At 74.8% G+C, this 16,144-nt stretch carries 14 protein-coding genes and 1 riboswitch; of the genes, 6 read left to right on the forward strand and 8 right to left on the reverse strand.

The window, feature by feature from the left end; translation table 11 throughout:
- The 3 genes from VEW93_09150 to VEW93_09160 all read right to left on the reverse strand — a co-directional run.
- Positions 1-1,027 (reverse strand): DUF6596 domain-containing protein (locus VEW93_09150; GenBank protein HYI61956.1); only part of this gene is annotated, 1,027 nt, incomplete at its 3' end.
- The gene (locus tag VEW93_09155; protein ID HYI61957.1) at positions 1,024-1,431 is read right to left on the reverse strand and encodes a YciI family protein; all 408 of its coding nucleotides are present in this window, start codon (positions 1,429-1,431) and stop codon (positions 1,024-1,026) included. The genes VEW93_09155 and VEW93_09150, both read right to left, overlap by 4 nt.
- A 296-nt stretch (positions 1,432-1,727) precedes the next feature.
- On the reverse strand, positions 1,728-2,012 hold the full coding sequence (locus VEW93_09160; protein HYI61958.1) for an ANTAR domain-containing protein: 285 nt from the start codon (positions 2,010-2,012) through the stop codon (positions 1,728-1,730).
- 208 nt (positions 2,013-2,220) lie between these two features.
- A riboswitch (cobalamin riboswitch) is annotated at positions 2,221-2,342 on the forward strand.
- 124 nt (positions 2,343-2,466) lie between these two features.
- Between VEW93_09160 and VEW93_09165 the strand changes: the two genes are divergently transcribed.
- Complete coding sequence (locus tag VEW93_09165; GenBank protein HYI61959.1) at positions 2,467-3,969, forward strand: cobyric acid synthase; 1,503 nt, start codon at positions 2,467-2,469, stop codon at positions 3,967-3,969.
- Between the two features lie 83 nt (positions 3,970-4,052).
- Here VEW93_09165 and VEW93_09170 read toward each other — a convergent pair whose 3' ends face one another.
- A complete protein-coding gene (locus VEW93_09170; GenBank protein HYI61960.1) occupies positions 4,053-4,943 on the reverse strand; it encodes a hypothetical protein in 891 nt (296 codons plus the stop codon).
- A gap of 437 nt (positions 4,944-5,380) precedes the next feature.
- Positions 5,381-6,856, reverse strand: a complete 1,476-nt coding sequence (locus VEW93_09175) for an amidohydrolase family protein (protein ID HYI61961.1) — start codon at positions 6,854-6,856, stop codon at positions 5,381-5,383.
- Positions 6,857-6,949: 93 nt separating this feature from the next.
- On the opposite strand from VEW93_09175, the gene VEW93_09180 reads away from it, so the two are divergent.
- Positions 6,950-7,885, forward strand: coding sequence for a TIGR03621 family F420-dependent LLM class oxidoreductase (locus VEW93_09180; GenBank protein HYI61962.1), 936 nt, complete (start codon positions 6,950-6,952; stop codon positions 7,883-7,885).
- 86 nt (positions 7,886-7,971) lie between these two features.
- Positions 7,972-9,378, forward strand: coding sequence for a PQQ-binding-like beta-propeller repeat protein (locus VEW93_09185; GenBank protein ID HYI61963.1), 1,407 nt, complete (start codon positions 7,972-7,974; stop codon positions 9,376-9,378).
- Between the two features lie 32 nt (positions 9,379-9,410).
- Here VEW93_09185 and VEW93_09190 read toward each other — a convergent pair whose 3' ends face one another.
- Together VEW93_09190 and VEW93_09195 are read right to left on the reverse strand one after the other, a co-directional pair.
- Positions 9,411-11,009 carry a succinic semialdehyde dehydrogenase gene (locus tag VEW93_09190; GenBank protein ID HYI61964.1) on the reverse strand — a complete coding sequence of 533 codons (1,599 nt, stop codon included), beginning with the start codon at positions 11,007-11,009 and terminating at the stop codon, positions 9,411-9,413.
- An 81-nt stretch (positions 11,010-11,090) separates the two neighbouring features.
- The gene (locus tag VEW93_09195) at positions 11,091-12,884 is read right to left on the reverse strand and encodes an AMP-dependent synthetase/ligase (GenBank protein HYI61965.1); all 1,794 of its coding nucleotides are present in this window, start codon (positions 12,882-12,884) and stop codon (positions 11,091-11,093) included.
- Between the two features lie 208 nt (positions 12,885-13,092).
- Between VEW93_09195 and VEW93_09200 the strand changes: the two genes are divergently transcribed.
- Both VEW93_09200 and VEW93_09205 read left to right on the forward strand, forming a co-directional pair.
- Positions 13,093-14,304, forward strand: a complete 1,212-nt coding sequence (locus VEW93_09200) for a thiolase family protein (GenBank protein ID HYI61966.1) — start codon at positions 13,093-13,095, stop codon at positions 14,302-14,304.
- Between the two features lie 118 nt (positions 14,305-14,422).
- Positions 14,423-14,683, forward strand: a complete 261-nt coding sequence (locus VEW93_09205; GenBank protein ID HYI61967.1) for a hypothetical protein — start codon at positions 14,423-14,425, stop codon at positions 14,681-14,683.
- 159 nt (positions 14,684-14,842) lie between these two features.
- Here VEW93_09205 and VEW93_09210 read toward each other — a convergent pair whose 3' ends face one another.
- Positions 14,843-15,451, reverse strand: a complete 609-nt coding sequence (locus VEW93_09210) for a hypothetical protein (GenBank protein HYI61968.1) — start codon at positions 15,449-15,451, stop codon at positions 14,843-14,845.
- Positions 15,452-15,533: 82 nt separating this feature from the next.
- On the opposite strand from VEW93_09210, the gene VEW93_09215 reads away from it, so the two are divergent.
- Positions 15,534-16,124: an aminodeoxychorismate/anthranilate synthase component II gene (locus VEW93_09215; GenBank protein HYI61969.1), complete on the forward strand. Its 591-nt coding sequence runs from the start codon at positions 15,534-15,536 to the stop codon at positions 16,122-16,124.
- Positions 16,125-16,144: the final 20 nt, after the last annotated feature.

Below are 16,144 nucleotides of genomic sequence, written 5' to 3' on the forward strand. Positions count from 1 at the left end.
TCTCGTGGAGGTGGGCGGCGACCGCCTCCCACCGCGGCACGCCCTCGTCCACGTCGGCCAGCGCCTTGAGCCCAGCAGGTGCGCCGTCGGCCTCGCCGACCGCGACCGCGCGGTTGAGGCGGACGACCGGGGTGTCGGCGAAGCGGAGCAGCTCGTCGTACCACTCCACGATCTGGACCCAGTCGGTCTCCTCGACGCGCGGCGCGTCGGCGTGGAGCGCGGCGATCGCCGCCTGCGCCTGGTACTCGCCGAGCCGATCGCGCCCCAGCGCCGCTTGGGCGATGGCGATCCCCTCGGCGATGAGCCCGGTGTCCCATTGGCCGCGGTCCTGGTCAGCGAGAGGCACGATGCTCCCGTCCGGGCGGGTGCGGCTGCGGCGACGGGCGTGGTGCAGGAGCATCAGGGCCAGCAACCCGTGGACCTCGGGCTCGTCCACCAGAGCCGCCAGCTGCCGGGTCAGCCGGATCGCCTCGGCCGCGAGATCGACGTCACCGGAGTAGCCCTCGTTGAAGACCAGGTACAGCACCCGCATCACCGTGCGGACGTCGCCGGGACGATCGACCCCGGCCCGGCCGACCGTGCGCTTGGCCCGGCTGATGCGCTGCGCCATGGTGCGCTCGGGCACCAGGTACGCCCGAGCGATCTGGCGGGTGGTGAGGCCACCCACGGCCCGGAGGGTCAGGGCGACCGCGGAGGACGGCGTCAGATCGGGGTGCGCGCACAGGAAGTAGAGGCCCAGCGTGTCATCCGCGCTCGGGCCGGCGCCGGCCGGCGGTTCGGTGTCGAACCGGACCTCCCGGTCGCGACGCGCCGCGTCCGACCGCGTCGTGTCGAGGAAGGCCCTCCACGCGACCGTGATGAGCCACCCCGTGGGGTCGGCGGGCCACTCCTCCCCCCACGCCGAGAGCGCCCGGATGAGCGCCTCCTGGACGGCGTCCTCGGCCGTGGCGAAGTCCGCCCCGCGACGGACGAGGACGCTCAGGACCCGGGGGACGAGCTCGCGCCGCTCGGCGTCGTCCGCGGTCACTGGGTGACGGTGGGCGGTGCGGCCAGGAACGGGCGGACCTCCAGCCACTCGTGGATCGGTTCGCCGCCGGCCCCGGGGGCGGCCGACAGCTCGCCGGCCAGCTCGACGGCGCGCTCGTAGCTGTCGACGTCGATCACCATCCACCCCGCGATCAGGTCCTTGGTCTCGGCGAACGGGCAGTCGGTCACCGGCGGGCGCCCCTCGCCGTCGTGGCGGACCCACACGCCGTCGGGCGACAGCGCCTGCCCATCGACGAACTCGCCGCTGCTCTCGAGTCGAGCGGCGAAGTCGTTCATGTACCGGATGTGGGCCTCGACCTCGTCGGGCGTCCACTGGTCCATCGGGACGCAGTTGACGGCCGCCGGTGCGCCTCGGTAGTGCTTGAGCAACAGGTACTTGGCCATGGTGGTCTCCTTGTGACGCCGGCCCTGCTGGCCGGGTGCATCCCTGGGACGGAGCAGGTCCCGAGATCTCGACATCGTCGCCGAGATTCGTCACGAAGGCCCTGAGGCCATCAGAGCGCGCCGATCGCAGCCCGCCCTACGAGGACCGCCTGGCACGGGCGGTGATCAGGGCCCCGCTCGTCGAGAGGCCCACCGGCCGGTCCCGCCGAGGTCGAAGAGGCCGGCCAGCTCCTCACGGTCGCTGGTGCCGAGCTGGTCGGGCATTGCGGTGGTCCGCCTACCTGGGGCGGGCGGGGCTAGCGCAGGTGGAGGCGGCGGCCGTCGATGACGCCTCCGGCCTGGCCCGAGCACCAGTGGCGGGCCGCCGCGTCCTGGGCGGCGATGATGGCTTCGGCCTCGGCCCGTGAGGGGCGGCCGGCGTTCTCGGCTCGGGTTCGCAGGGCGGTGCCGGCCTGCTCGTGGGTCAGTTGGTACTGGACCATGAGGATCCCGGTGGCGGCGGCGATGACCTCCGCCTCGTCGAGGCCCTCGAGGGCGGGCGGGGCGGCCGTCGGGCCGGGGTGGGACGCGGTGAGCGACACGGTGTCGTCGGTTCCTTCGGGTCGTGTGGCCGCTGCTGGATGAACGGACCTCGGGGCCTTGTGCACCCGGTGGCACCGCTCTGCCCACGCGAGCGCCCTCTACGCACATCTCTGCCGGCCACGCGTGGGGAGGGTGAACAGAGCTGGGCAGAGGTCGCTGGCGGCTCCGGGGACCGCGCCGCTACGGTCCCCGCGGTCACGAACCCGAGAAGTCGGTGCAAGTCCGGCCGCGGTCCCGCCACTGTGACCGGGGAGCGAACCTCGACAGGCGCCACTGGGCCCCTCGGGCCTGGGAAGGCAGGGGGGAGCGGTGATCCGGGAGCCAGGAGACCGGTCGTGGTCGACGTGGGCACCTCGCCCACCCCACGAGGATGGAGGTCATCGGATGGCTGCGACCGTCGCAGGTCCCCAGGGCGCGCTGGTGGGCCGGACGTGACGCCGGGGCGGGCCTGAGGTGCGGGGCGGCCTCGTCGTGTGCGGCACCACCAGCGACGCCGGCAAGTCGTGGCTGGTGGCCGGGCTGTGCCGCCTCCTGGCCCGGCGTGGGGTGTCGGTGGCGCCCTTCAAGGCCCAGAACATGGCCCTCAACGCCCAGGTGACGGCCGACGGCGGCGAGATGGGCCACGCCCAGTGGGTGCAGGCCCTGGCCGCCGGCGTGCCGCCCGAGCGGGCCATGAGCCCGGTGCTGCTGAAGCCCACCGGCCCTCGCACCTGCGAGGTGGTGGTGATGGGGGAGGTCGTCGCCCACCGCACCGCCCCCGAGCACCACGCCACCACCGCGGCGCTGCGCCCGGTCGTCCTCGGCGCCCTGGCCGACCTGCGGCGCCGGTTCGACGTGGTGATCTGCGAGGGGGCCGGCGCCGCGGCGGAGATCAACCTGCTCGATCGCGACCTGGCCAACCTGCCCCTGGCCGCAGCGGCCGGCCTGCCCGCCATCGTGGTCGGCGACATCGACCGGGGTGGCGTGTTCGCCGCCCTCCACGGCACCGTGGACCTGCTGCCCGACGACCTGCGGCGCTGCGTCCGCGGTTTCGTGGTCAACCGCCTGCGGGGCGACCCTGACCTGCTCGGCGACGCCTGCGACCAGCTCGAGGCCCGCAGCGGCGTCCCCACCCTGGGTGTGATCCCGATGGTGCCCGGCACCGACATCGACGCCGAGGACTCCCTGGCCCTGAGCCGGTCCGACGGCAGGGCCACCGCCGGGACGGGCCCCGTGCTCGACGTCGCCGCCGTCTGCTTCCCGCAGGTCGCCAACTTCGGCGACCTCGACCCCTTGCGGCTGGAGCCGTCGGTGGCGGTGCGTTGGGTGCGCTCCGCCGCCGACCTCGGTCGCCCGCACCTGGTGGTGCTGCCCGGCTCCAAGGCCACCCGCGACGACCTGGCCTGGTTCCGGGCCTCGGGGTTGGCCGCCGCCGTCGAGGCGTCGGGGGCGGTGGTGGTGGCCGTGTGCGCCGGCCTGCAGATGGCCGGGCTGCGGATCGAGGACCCCACCGGGGTCGAGGGGGCGCCCGGCGGCGTCGACGGCTTGGGCTGGCTGCCGGTGGCCACCCGCTTCGAGGGCGCCAAGGTGCTCGACCGGCCCCGGGCCCTGGTCGTCGACGGGCCCGGCGCCGGACACCGGGCCGACGGCTACCGCATCCACCACGGCCGGGTGGCGCCCGTACCCGGAGCCCGGACCTGGCTGGAGGACGGCGACGGCGCGCCCATCGGCTGGTGGAGCGACCGGGTGGCGGGCACGTCCCTGCACGCCGTGCTGGAGAGCGACGAGGTCCGGGCCGGGGTGCTCCGCTGGGCCGCGGCCCGAGCCGGGGTGGAGGCGCCTGCCCTGCCCGGCGTGGGCTTCGCCGCCGCCCGTCAGGCCCGTCTCGACCGCATCGCCGATGCCGTGGAGCGCCACCTCGACCTCGACCGGATCGAGGCCCTGATCCGCTCCGCCCGGCCGGTGGCGCCGGTGTGAGCCGGGCCCGGCGGTCGGTTGCCGCGTGGCCTGCCCGGGGCCCGGCGGCCGGCACCGTGACCGAGACGGGCCCGCCGGCTGCCTCAGCCGGGGACGGGCAGGTCCTGGACCGAGGCCAGGGCGGCGGCGACGTGGCGGGCCGCGGCCCACTCCGCCTCGGGGTCACAGCCGCAGCCGAACACGTAGCCCCGCATCGAGCCGACCAGCACGTAGATGTGGTTGGTGACGAGGGCAGGGGAGGCGGGACCCTGCAGCACCAGCCCGTAGGCCACGCCGGGGGCGCCCGGGTCGGCGGGCAGGAGCTCCAGGTGGGCGCTGGACCCCGGTGGCAGGTCCCCGGTGGCGGTGTCGATGACGCACGTGCGCCAGGCCTCGCTGGTCAGGACGCCCAGGGCGGTGTCGACCTCCGCGGTCGAGGGGTGAGCGATGACCTCCACCCGCAGCTCCGGCACGTCGCCGACCCCCAGCCCGGGTACGTCGGGGTGCTCCCCTTCGAGGGCTCGGGCACCGAGGGCCTCGATGGGCGTGCCGTCGCAGGGCTCGGCGCCCTCGCCGGAGGGGACGTCGAGGCCGTCGGATGGGTCGAGGTCGTCCTTGGACGTGATCTCCCAGCCCTCCCGCTCCAGCCGGATGGTGATGCCCTCGACGGCGTCGTCGAGCGAGGTCACCGCCGCCGTCTCGGGGTCGTCGGGTTCGGCCCCGGGGTCGGGCTCGGGGTCGGGGTCGTCGGGTTCGGCACCGGTCCGGTCGTCGGGGTCGCCGGAGCCCGGGGTGACGCTGGGCGGCGGCCCGCCCTGGTCGATGGGCTCGAACCGGGTCTCGGGGGAGGAGGTGCCGAGGAAGGTCACGGCCCCCACCAGCACCATCACCAGGACGACGCCCCCGGCGGCGACACCGCCGACGACGATGAGCGCGGTGCGGACCGGCGACGACGGCGTCGGTGGGGGCGAACCGGGCCCCGGACCGGGGGGCATGGTCCGGGGGCGGACGGCCGCGGCCGGCGGGGGGGCGGTGGGGCCCGGACCGCCGGCGGCCGGCCAGCTGGGGGGAGGCATCGGGGGGGGAGGGACCGGCGGGGCGCCACCCGGGGCCGCGTCGGGGCCGCTGGGCCAGGGCTCGGGGGCGGTGGGCTGGCCATCGGGCGACGGCCCGGGCCCCGGGGCCGGTGGGCCGGGAACGTCCGCACCGGGGCGCGGCCCGAACAGCGACGGGGGCTTCCAGTGCCCGTCGTCGCCGAGGGTCCAGCCGGGACCAGGTGGGGGGTTCTGCGCCATGGACAAGCTCCGTCTCGCCGAAGGTGTCCCATCGACGCCGGCGCGCCGGACTTGAGGCCGCTCGGCCCCCGTCGCCCGGTGGTGGGGCCCCGGCCGGGAGGCGAGCGGTGCCCTCGCCGGCCCCGGTGACGGCTCGCCTACCAGGCGGCTCCGGCCTGGTGGGCGGCGATGAGGCGGGCCGCTTCGCTCCAGGTGGTGGGGCCGTAGGTGGTGGCCGGTGGGAGGGCGGCCCGGACCTGCTCGATGTCGCGGGCGCTCACCCGGCAGGCGGTGGTGGGGGGCTCGATGCCGTAGAGCTCGGCCGAGGTGAGGCCGAAGATCTTGCGCTTGAGCTCGTCGGTCAGCTCCGGGTACCCGTGGCGCTCCTGCAGCTCGGGGGAGATCTGGAACGTGCGCAGGGCCTGGATCTGGTCCTGGGGGGTGCCGAACCAGATCGAGTCGGTGCCCCACACCACCCGGTCCTGGCCCGCGTAGCGGAGGAGCTTCCCCAGGACGTGGGCCGCCACCGTGGGGTCGCGCATGACGAACCACCAGGTGCCGCCCAGCTCGGCGTACACGTTCTCGTCGGGCCCCACCCCGGCGTCGGCCAGCGAGCGGATCAGGCGGTCGACGCCCTGGGGGTTCGGGTCCGCCGGGTCGTACGGCCCGGTGCCGCCCCCGCCGGGCTCGAAGCCCGAGTGGTAGATGACGAAGCTCACGTCGGGGTTGCGGGCCGCGGCCGGCCCGATGTCGACCGGGGAGGCCAGCTCCGGGGTCGAGCCCACGATGGACGAGATGCCCTTGTGGGTGCAGATGATGGGGGGCCCGATCTCCCGCACGTGGTCGATGAAGCGCTGCCCGATCTGGGGGCGGGACGGGTCGTGGTCGTCGAACCAGAAGTGCGAGTCGGTGGGCACCATGGCGTAGATCTTCCAGGCCGCGATGTCGTAGCGCTCCCGCACGTCGGTCATGCCCAGCAGGGCCGGCTCGATCGGCCCCCGGTGGGGGTAGGCGCCGCCGTGCATGAGCACCCGGCCGTCGCACCCGAGGCGGGTGGCCACGTCCACGGCGTGGACCATGTCGTCGGGCAGCAGGCCCCCCAGGCCGGGGGCGGGCAGGGCCGACAGGATGGCCATGGTGGTGTCGGAGCGGACGAACATCTCGCGGAAGTAGGCGTCCACGGTGAAGCAGGCCCGGGGATCGCCGTCGGTCGCCCCCTCTGGGCAGGCGGCGTGGGGGAAGGCGGAGGTCCACTCCCCGCCCGGCAGCGCCAGGTCCTGGTTCACGTAGTGGGACTGGACGTCGAAGATGAACTCGTCGCCGCCCAGCGCGTCGAGGGCCGTGTCCTCGTCGATGGTGGCGTCGGGCGGGATGTCGTAGGTGCCGCCCGGGCTCTCACCCCGGCTGGCCGCCTCCTCCTCGGAGCACGCAGCCAGGAGGGCGAAGGTGGCTGCCGCGCCCAGGGAGCCGGTGAGGAACCGGCGGCGGGAGATGCCCAGGCGCCGGGCGTTGGCATCGGCCAGGACGTGGGTGCGGCGGATGGCCTCGGCCACCGTCGGGCTGTGGGGCAGCGGCAGGAACTCGCCGTTGGAGACGGGTCCGAGCTTGACCGGGAGCGGCTCGTCCTCGGCCATGGGTCCTCCAGGGGTGGGCGCCGGCGCCGCCCATCATGCCCGTCGCCTCCCGACGCTGCCCGGCGCCCTCGGCCACCGGCTAGAACCCCCGGCATGGCCCACCCCCGCCGCCTCCGCTTCGCCGCCGAGCTCCACCAGCCGTTCCCCGGGCGCTCCTGGCTCGACACGGCCCGGGAGGTCGAGCAGCTCGGCTACTCCACGGTGTTCTTCCCCGACCACTTCGACGAGGGCCCGGGGCCCCTGGCCGCCATGGCCGCCGTCGCCGCGGTGACCACCACCCTGAACGTCGGGGCGCTGGTGCTCGACTGCGACTTCCGGCACCCGGCCGTCGTGGCCCGGGAGCTGGCCACCATCGACGTCATGTCCGAGGGCCGCCTCGAGGTGGGCCTGGGCGCCGGGTGGAAGCGCCTCGACTACGACCGATCGGGCATCCCCATGGACCGGCCCGGCGTGCGGGTCACCCGCCTGCAGGAGCACGCCGCGGTCCTCAGGGGCCTGTGGGGCGAGGGGCCCTTCACCTTCGCCGGCGACCACTACCAGATCGCCGACATGGACGGGTCGCCGGCGCCCCACCGGCCCGGCGGGCCGCCCATCCTGGTCGGCGGGGGGGCGCCCCGGCTCCTGCGCTGGGCCGGCGCCACGGCCGACATCGTGGGCGTGAACGCCTCCATCCACTCCGGCGAGATCGACGAGGCCGCGGCCCAGGACGCCCTCCCCGAGCGCATCGACGAGAAGGTGGGGTGGGTCCGGGAGGGCGCCGGTGACCGCTTCGCCGACCTGGAGATCAACGCCTGGCTGGCCGCGGCCGAGCTCACCGACGACCCGGCGATGGCCGAGGCCATCGCCGCCCTTTTCGGCTCGGACGTCGACGCCCTGCGCCAGAGCCCCCTGGCCCTGGTGGGCAGCCCCGGCGACGTGGCCGAGATGCTCCACGAGCGCCGCGAGCGGTGGGGCTACTCGTACCACGTGGTTCCCGGCGACAAGGCCCGCGACTTCGCCCCCCTCGTCGCCGACCTCGCCGGGACCTAGCCGTGCGCCACGGGAACGACCTCCCCGCCCGGCGCCGCCCGGCCCCGGGTCGGGCACCGTCCCCGGGCGTGGGGTAGACCGGGCTCGTGGCTGGCGGCGACGACCGGCGGACCCCGCAGGGTCCGGGTGGCGACGACCTCGCCGCCGTGTGGGGCCGTGACGCCCCCGGCGACGAGCCGCCGGCGCCCGAGCCGCCCCGCTTCGCGGCCGACCCGAAGCGGGCCCGCCGGATCGGGCGAGGCCGGGTCCTGGTCGTGGTGGTGGTGACCCTGGGGCTGCTGACGGCGGTGGCCACCGTCCGGGCCGTCACCGCCAGGGAGTCGCATCGGGAGACCGAGCGCATCGGCACGCCGGCCCCGACGCAGCTGTGGCTCGTGCCCGTGCGGTGCGAGGCCCCGCCCGGGTGGAGGTCGCCGTACGAGCCCCGCTGCGCGGCGGCCGTCGGCGGCGGCCTGGCCTACGTGGCCGACCTGGCCGACTACGCCATCTACGAGGGTGGGGCCGAGCTCGACGCCGGGGGGCGGCTGCGGGCCTTCGAGCGGGACACCGGCCGGCTCCGCTGGAACGTCAAGCTCTTCCCCCTGATGACCCACCTCCAGGCCGTCGCCGGGGGCGTGCTGTTCGTCGGCGGCGACCGGATGGGCGTCCACCACGACGACGGCCGGTCGTACTGGGAGGCGCCGGGGGCGCCCGTCGGCCTGGTGGGCTCGACCCACGTGGTGGTCGACCACACCGCCCCCGCCCTCGACGGGAGCGGCGACCTGGTGGCCGACCTGTCGGTCCGGGCCGTCGAGGACGGCGCGCCGGCGTGGCGGCGGATCGGCCTGGCTCCCGAGGTGGTGCTCCACCCGTGCCCGCACCGCCCCCTGGTCCTGGTGGGCACGACCTCGTCGCTGGAGGCCCGGGCCGCCGACCAGGCCCTGCTCTGGACGCTCCCCGCCGGGAGCGTCGACGGCCGCAGCCCTCTGGCCTGTGGCCGCCCGCTGGTGGCCGGGGTGGACGGGCGCACCCTCCGGGCCGTGGACGTGGCCACCGGCGCCGCCCGCGGCACCGCCCCGGTGCCGGCCGGGGCGACGGTCCTGGCCTCCGCCGGGGAGGTCGTGGTGGTCGACACCGGCCCGGGCCTGGCCAGCTACCGGGTGGCCGACGGCCGGGTCCAGCCGGTGTGGTCGCGCCCCATGGAGGGGTCCGGCCCCGCCTCGGTGGCGTCGACCGCGGACGGCGACCTGGTGGTCGCCGTGCCGGGGGCCGGGGCCGTGGTCCTGGACGGGGACACCGGCGCGGCCCGCTCCACCCTGGAGCTGCCCGCGGCGCGGGGCGCGGTGGCCCAGGGGTCCCTCCTGGTCTGGTGGGACACGACCTCGATCACGGCCCATTCGCTCGACGGCCTGGGCCTGCGGTGGAGCCAGCCACTCGACGGCGTCGACTCGGTGGCGGTGGACGGCGAGACGGTGGTGGCGGTGACCGGCTCCGACGTCTACGCCTACGCATAGGGCGGGCGGTGCGCCTGGGCGGGGCCCCTCGCTCAGAACGGCATGTGCTTGGAGCTGCGCAGCAGGGCGGTGAGGCGCTTCACGGTGTCGGCCGGCTCGGGGGCCACCTGGATCTTCTCGGCCAGGGCGGAGCGCACGGCGATGGTCTGGCTCTCGGTGTACTTGAGCAGCCCCTCCTTGCCGTGTCGGCGGCCCAGGCCCGAGGCCTTCATGCCCCCCATGGGGCTGCCGGTGGCGGCCCAGGCCGACTGGTAGCCGTCGTTGACGTTGACGGTGCCGGCCTGGACGCGCTCGGCCAGGCGCCGGCCCCGGCGCACGTCGTCGATGTAGATGCTGGCGTTGAGGCCGTAGTCGGTGTCGTTGGCCCGGTCCACGGCCTCGTCCAGCGAGTCGACCGGGTAGATCGACACCAGGGGACCGAAGGTCTCCTCGGCGTACACGTCCATGTCGGCGGTGACGCCGGTGAGGACGGTGGGCTCGTAGAAGTAGGGGCCCAGCTCGGGCCGGGCCCGCCCGCCGGCCACGGCCTTGGCCCCCTTGGCCTCGGCGTCGGCCACGTGATCGGTGATCTTGTCCAGCTGGTCCTGGGAGACCAGCGAGCCCACGTCGACCCCGAAGTCCTGGCTGCCGCCCAGCCGGAGGGCGGCGGTGGCCTCGGCGAAGCGGGCGGTGAACTCCTCGGCGATGGCGCGCTCCACGTACAGCCGCTCGATGGAGATGCACAGCTGCCCGGTGTTGGAGAAGCAGGCGGCCAGGGCACCCCGGACGGCCCGGTCGAGGTCGACGTCCGCGGCCACGATCATGGGGTTCTTCCCCCCCAGCTCGGCCGAGCAGCCGATGAGGCGCTGGGCGGCCTGGGACGCCACCCGGCGACCGGTGGCCGTCGAGCCGGTGAACATCACGTAGTCGGTGAGGTCGATGATGGCCTCACCCACCACCGACCCCGGCCCGGTGACGATCTGCACCAGGCCCCGGGGCAGGCCGGCCTCCTCCAGGAGCTCGAAGGCCCGGATGGTGGTGAACGGCGTCTGCGAGTCCGGCTTGAGCACCAGGGCGTTGCCGGCCATGAGGGCGGGCAGCCCGTCGCCGATGGAGAGGGCGAGCGGGTAGTTCCAGGGGGCGATGAGGCCCACGACGCCCAGGGGCACGTGGCGCTCCCAGGCCCGCACCAGGCCGGGCAGGGCGGTGCGGCGGGGCTTGTCCCGCAGGAACCGGGCCACGTTGCGGGCGTAGTACTGGCAGTTGAGGACGGTGTCGGCCACCTCCTCGAAGGCCGAACCCCGGGCCTTGCCGTTCTCGGCCTGGAGCAGGTCGAGCAGCTCGTCCTGGTGGTCGAGGACCAGGGTCTGGTAGCGGTCGAGGATGCCGGCCCGCTCCTTGGGCGAGGTCCGGGCCCAGGCCCGCTGGACGGCCCGGGCCGCCCCCACCGCCTCCTCCACGTCCTGGCGCGTGCCGGTGGGCACCGCCCCGATGACCTCGCCGGTGAGGGGTGAGCGGATCTCCAACGGCGTCCGCCCCTCGGCCGGCACCCGCAGCCGGTGGGCCAGGCGGTCCAGCTCCTTGCGCCCGGGCCGCAGGGCCGCTCCTCCGCCGGGGGTGGTCGCCGACGTCTCCGTGTTGGCCTGCGTCATCGGTGCCTCCTGGCCCTGCGTGCGTGGCCCCAGGATGCCACCGCTCCGCCGCCGTGCGGCAACCGGCGGGGCTCGGCGGCCCTAGGCGTAGAGGGCGTCGATCTCGGCCGCGAAGGTGCTGTGGACGCCGCGGCGCTTCAGCTTGGAGGTGGGGGTCAGCAGCTCGGAGTCGGGCAGCCACTCCTCGCCCAGGATCTTCACCTTCTTCACCCGCTCGGCGTTGTTGAACGGGGCCATGACCTCGAGCAGCCCGGTGTCGATGGCGGCCCGCACGTCGGGGTGCTCGGCCAGCTCGGCCAGGCTCAGGCCCTCCAGGCCGTGCTGCTTGGCCCACACCGGGGCCTCGTCGGGGTCCAGCACCACCAGGGCCGACACGAAGGGACGCTGGTCGCCGATGGCGCAGGCCTGCCCGACCAGGGGGATCGCCTTCAGGGCCGCCTCCAGGTTGGCGGGGCTGACGTTCTTGCCCCCGGCGGTGATGATCAGCTCCTTCTTGCGGTCGACGATGCGGAAGTAGCCGTCGTCGTCCACCTCGCCGATGTCCCCGGAGTGGAGCCAGCCGTCCTCGTCCAGGGCCTCGGCCGTCTTGTCCGGCTGGTCCAGGTAGCCCTGGAACACCAGGCCGCCCCGGCAGATGATCTCGCCGTCGTCGGCCAGGGCCACCTCCAGGCCGGGCACCGCCGGGCCCACCGTGCCGGGCTTGATGCGGTACGGCGCCCAGCACATGGGGCCGGTGTTCTCGCTCATGCCGTAGATCTCCGACATGGGCACGCCGATGGCCCGGTACCACGACAGCAGGTCGGCGGGGATGGGGGCGGCGCCGCTGATGGCGATCTCGACCTGGTCGAAGCCCAGCAGCTCGCGGACCCCGGCGAAGGCCACCTGGTCCAGGAAGTCCCAGGTGGCCCGCTCCTCGTCGGTGGCCTCGTCCCAGGCCATCCTGAGGGCGATGGGCCGGGCCGCCTCCACCGCCTCGGTGAACTTCTGGCCCTTCTCGGGATCGGCGGAGAGGGCGGCCGTGACCCGGGCGTGGATCTTCTCCCACACCCGGGGCACCCCGAACATGATCTGGGGCTTGACCTCGCGGGCGTAGTCGGCGACGAGGCCCGGGTCCGGGCAGCACGACACCTCGTAGCCCATGGAGAGCAGCGAGTAGTGGCTGGTGACCCGCTCGGCGATGTGGGCCATGGGCAGGTAGGACACCAGGCGCTTGCCGGTCAGGTCGTCGACCTCGAAGGCCAACCGCAGGCACTCCGCCGTCCAGGCCACGTTGTGGTGGGTGAGCATCACGCCCTTGGGCGGCCCGGTGGTGCCGGAGGTGTAGATGATGGTGACCAGGTCCTCGGGCCGGCTGGTGGCCGCCGCGGTGTCCAGGTCGATCGGCTCGGCGGCCACGAGCTCGTCCCAGGTGAGGTCCGGGTCGGTGCCCTCGGGGCGGATCACGCCCACGGTGCGGAGGTCCGGGAGCTGGTCGCGCACGGTGGCGAAGCGGTCGAAGAAGCCGGCGTCCTCGACCAGGGCCACCTGGGCCCGGCTGTGCCCCACCAGGTACTGGACCTGCTCGGCGGAGGAGGAGTTGTAGATCGAGATGGGCGTGGCCCCCAGCAGGAGGGCGGCCAGGTCCAGGGCGTGGAACTCGGGGCAGTTCCGCATCATGAGCACCACCCGGTCGCCGGGGCCGACCCCGGCGGCGGCCAGGCCGGTGGCGGCCCGGCAGGCCCGGTCGGCCAGCTCGGTGAAGGTCCAGCTCTTCCAGTCGTCGCCGTCCCGCCAGCGCAGGGCCACCCGCTCGGGCACCCGGGCCACGGTGGCGCGGAACAGGGAGGGGATGGTCTGGCCCTCGACGGTGGCGTCGATCTCGGCGCTGGTGGTCATCGTCGTCTCCCCGGATGCGGCGGCGTCGGCCCCTTGACCTAGCAGACGGGGGCCGGTCCCGCCCCGGCGGCCCGGCCCTCCCGCAGGTTGCGATCGCGCCCGCGCCCCGAGCAAACTCTTGACCGAGCGGTCTAGTCCGCTGGCCGGGCCCACCCGGTGCCACGGTCGAACCCGGTCCTTTGACCGGCCCACCCCACCCGAGGTTCCCATGACCACCGCAGTGATCGTCGACGCCGTCCGGACCCCCGGAGGCAAGCGCAACGGCAAGCTCTCGGGCTGGCACCCGGCCGACCTCCTGGCCGAGGTGCTCAAGGCCGTCGCGGAGCGCAACCAGCTCGACCCCGCCCTGGTCGACGACGTCATCACCGGCTGCGTCATGCAGGTCGGGCACCAGAGCCTCAACGTCGGCCGCAACGCCGTCCTGGCTGCCGGGTGGCCCGAGACCGTGCCCGCCACCACCGTCGACCGCCAGTGCGGCTCGTCCCAGCAGGCCGTCCACTTCGCGGCCCAGGGCGTGATGGCCGGGGCCTACGACGTGGTGGTGGCGGCCGGCGTCGAGGTCATGTCGACCACGCCCATGGGGGCCTCGATCACGCCGGGCAGCTTCCCGTTCGGCCCCGAGGCCTTCGCCCGCTACGCCGACTCCGAGTACTTCGGCTTCAAGGGCCTCATCCCCCAGGGCGTCTCGGCCGAGGTCATCGCCGACAAGTGGGGCCTCACCCGCCAGGACCTGGACGCCTTCGGCCTCCGCAGCCAGCAGAACGCGGCCCGGGCCCGGGACGAGGGCCGCTTCGACAACGAGATCGTGGCCGTGAGGGCCAAGCCCCGGGACAAGGAGACCGGCGAGCTCATCGACACCGACGAGGTCGTCAGCGCGGATGAGGGCATCCGCGACTCCTCCATGGAGAGCCTGGGCAAGCTCAAGCCCGCCTTCGTCCCCGAGGACCAGGGGGGCAAGGTCACCGCGGCCAACAGCTCGCAGATCACCGACGGGGCCTCGGCCGTGCTCATCATGAGCGAGGAGAAGGCCCGGGAGCTGGGCCTCACCCCCCGGGCCCGGTTCCACACCTTCGCCCTGGCCGGCGTCGACCCGGTGACCATGCTCACCGGCCCCATCCCCTCCACCCACAAGGCCCTGGAGCGCTCCGGCCTGTCCATCGGCGACATCGACCTGTTCGAGGTCAACGAGGCCTTCGCCTCGGTCGTCCTGGCCTGGCAGAAGGAGCTGGCCCCCGACCCCGACAAGGTCAACGTCAACGGCGGGGCCATCGCCCTGGGCCACCCCCTCGGCGCCTCGGGCTCCAAGCTCATGGCCACCCTGCTCAACGAGCTGGAGCGCACGGGGGGCCGCTACGGCCTCCAGACCATGTGCGAGGGCGGCGGCCTGGCCAACGCCACCATCATCGAGCGCCTGGGCTAGGCCTCGCTGCGTGTCGCCCCTCACCCCGCCGGGGTGAGGGGCGGGTGCAGGCCGGGGTGCGTCGCCACGAGGAGCGCTCCACCTTGCGGGGGTGGGGGCGGGCCTCCATCCTGGGGCGGTGCCGTTCCTCCTGCGGGTCGCCCTGGCGGTCGCCATCGCCCTGGTCCTGATGCGGGTCGGGGTGGCCGTGCTGCGGAGCCTGGCCCAGCCGGTCCCGGAGCCCCCCCCGGCCGGCGAGCTCCGGAAGGTGAAGCTCCTCTACCGGTGCAGCCTTTGCGGCACCGAGGTGCGGATGACCGCGGCCGTCGACGCCGATCCGGAGCCGCCCCGCCACTGCATGGAGGACATGGACCTCATGACGCCGGTGGAGGACCTCTAGCTCACCCGGACGGGTTTTCCCCAGGTGTGGACAAGGTTGGGGAGAGTCACATCGATGTAACTCCGGCGTTACCCTTGTCACACTTTGCCCGCCCTGCGCGCCGTGGGTGCAGACGACGTGGGGCAGACACCACGCTACGCGCGAAGAGCCAGGTCAGTGCTAGCGCAACTGGGTGGCGGTGAGGATGCCGCCCAGGATCAGGCCCAGCCCGATCCCGAGGGTTGCGGGCCGTCCGCCCCACGCCACGTAGGTCAGGAAGATGAACAGCATCCCGAGCCCCAGGAGGGCGAACATCAGGCCCCCGACCCAGGCCGGGCTCTCGATCTGCGAGCGGGGGATGGGGGCGGTGTAGCGGCTGCCCTCGGCCGCCTCGGCGGCCTTCTTGGGGTTGCCGGAGCGGGCCGCGGCGGTGCGGGCCGCCTTGGCGTCCAGGCCACCGGTGCGCTTCGAGGGCTTGGGCACCGAGGGCTTGGTCGACGCCCGGCCGGCGCTGGCCCCGGTGGGGTCGTCGCTGGTGGCCTTGCCCATGGCCTTGCGGGCCTTCCGGCCCGTGGGGTCGTCGCTGGTGGCCCGGGCCGCCGGCTCCGCCTTGTCGAGGCGGGCCGACGTGGCGACCCGTCGGGCCTCGACCTCGGCCCGCAGCTCCTCGGGCGTCTTGCGGGCGGCCGGGGCGGCCGGGGCGGGCGTGGCCTCGGCCTCCGCGGCGGGGGCCTCGTCGTCGGCGCCCGGGACGTCGAGGTCGTCATCGGTGGGCTGGGGCTCGGGCATGGCCCGGAGGATAGGGGATGGCCGCTGGTCGGCTCTATCGCCCGCCCGGGGCGGCCCGGTGCCCGGGTAGCCTGCCGCCCCCATGGGCACCCGCGTCCTCGTCGTCGACAACTACGACTCCTTCGTCTACAACCTCGTCCAGTACCTGGGGGAGCTGGGGGCGGAGCCCGAGGTCGTCCGCAACGACGAGATCACGGTGGAGGAGGCGGTGGCCCTCCGACCCGACGCCGTGCTGGTCTCCCCGGGGCCGGGCACGCCGGCCGACGCCGGCATCTCCAACGACGTCGTCCGGGCCTTCACCGAGCGGCGGGTCCCCCTGCTCGGCGTGTGCCTCGGGCTCCAGTGCATCGGCGAGGTCTTCGGCGGCACCGTGGTGCGGGCCCCGCAGGTCATGCACGGCAAGACGTCGTGGGTCCGCCACCAGGGGGGCGGGGTGTTCGCCGGGCTGCCCGACCCGCTGGAGGCCACCCGCTACCACTCGCTGGTGGTCGACCGGCCCACCGTGCCGGCCGTCCTCGAGGTCACGGCCGAGACCGACGACGGGCTGGTGATGGGCCTGCGGCACCGGGAGGCGCCCACCGAGGGGGTCCAGTTCCACCCCGAGTCGATCCTCACCGTCGGCGGCCACGACCTGCTCCGCACCTTCCTGGCCGCCGCCCGCCCCGCGGCCTGACCGCCGGGCGCGTCCGGCTG

This window comes from Acidimicrobiales bacterium (assembly GCA_035630295.1).
Lineage (GTDB): Bacteria > Actinomycetota > Acidimicrobiia > Acidimicrobiales > Iamiaceae > Iamia.

Excerpts from the sequence above, each read along its gene's own strand:
- VEW93_09155 (HYI61957.1), bottom strand. The coding sequence starts at position 1,431 with ATGGCCAAGTACCTGTTGCTCAAGCACTACCGAGGCGCACCGGCGGCC.
- VEW93_09170 (HYI61960.1), bottom strand. The coding sequence starts at position 4,943 with ATGCCCCCCGGTCCGGGGCCCGGTTCGCCCCCACCGACGCCGTCGTCG.
- VEW93_09175 (HYI61961.1), bottom strand. The coding sequence starts at position 6,856 with ATGGCCGAGGACGAGCCGCTCCCGGTCAAGCTCGGACCCGTCTCCAAC.
- VEW93_09180 (HYI61962.1), top strand. The coding sequence starts at position 6,950 with ATGGCCCACCCCCGCCGCCTCCGCTTCGCCGCCGAGCTCCACCAGCCG.
- VEW93_09190 (HYI61964.1), bottom strand. The coding sequence starts at position 11,009 with ATGACGCAGGCCAACACGGAGACGTCGGCGACCACCCCCGGCGGAGGA.
- VEW93_09195 (HYI61965.1), bottom strand. The coding sequence starts at position 12,884 with ATGACCACCAGCGCCGAGATCGACGCCACCGTCGAGGGCCAGACCATC.
- VEW93_09200 (HYI61966.1), top strand. The coding sequence starts at position 13,093 with ATGACCACCGCAGTGATCGTCGACGCCGTCCGGACCCCCGGAGGCAAG.
- VEW93_09210 (HYI61968.1), bottom strand. The coding sequence starts at position 15,451 with ATGCCCGAGCCCCAGCCCACCGATGACGACCTCGACGTCCCGGGCGCC.
- VEW93_09215 (HYI61969.1), top strand. The coding sequence starts at position 15,534 with ATGGGCACCCGCGTCCTCGTCGTCGACAACTACGACTCCTTCGTCTAC.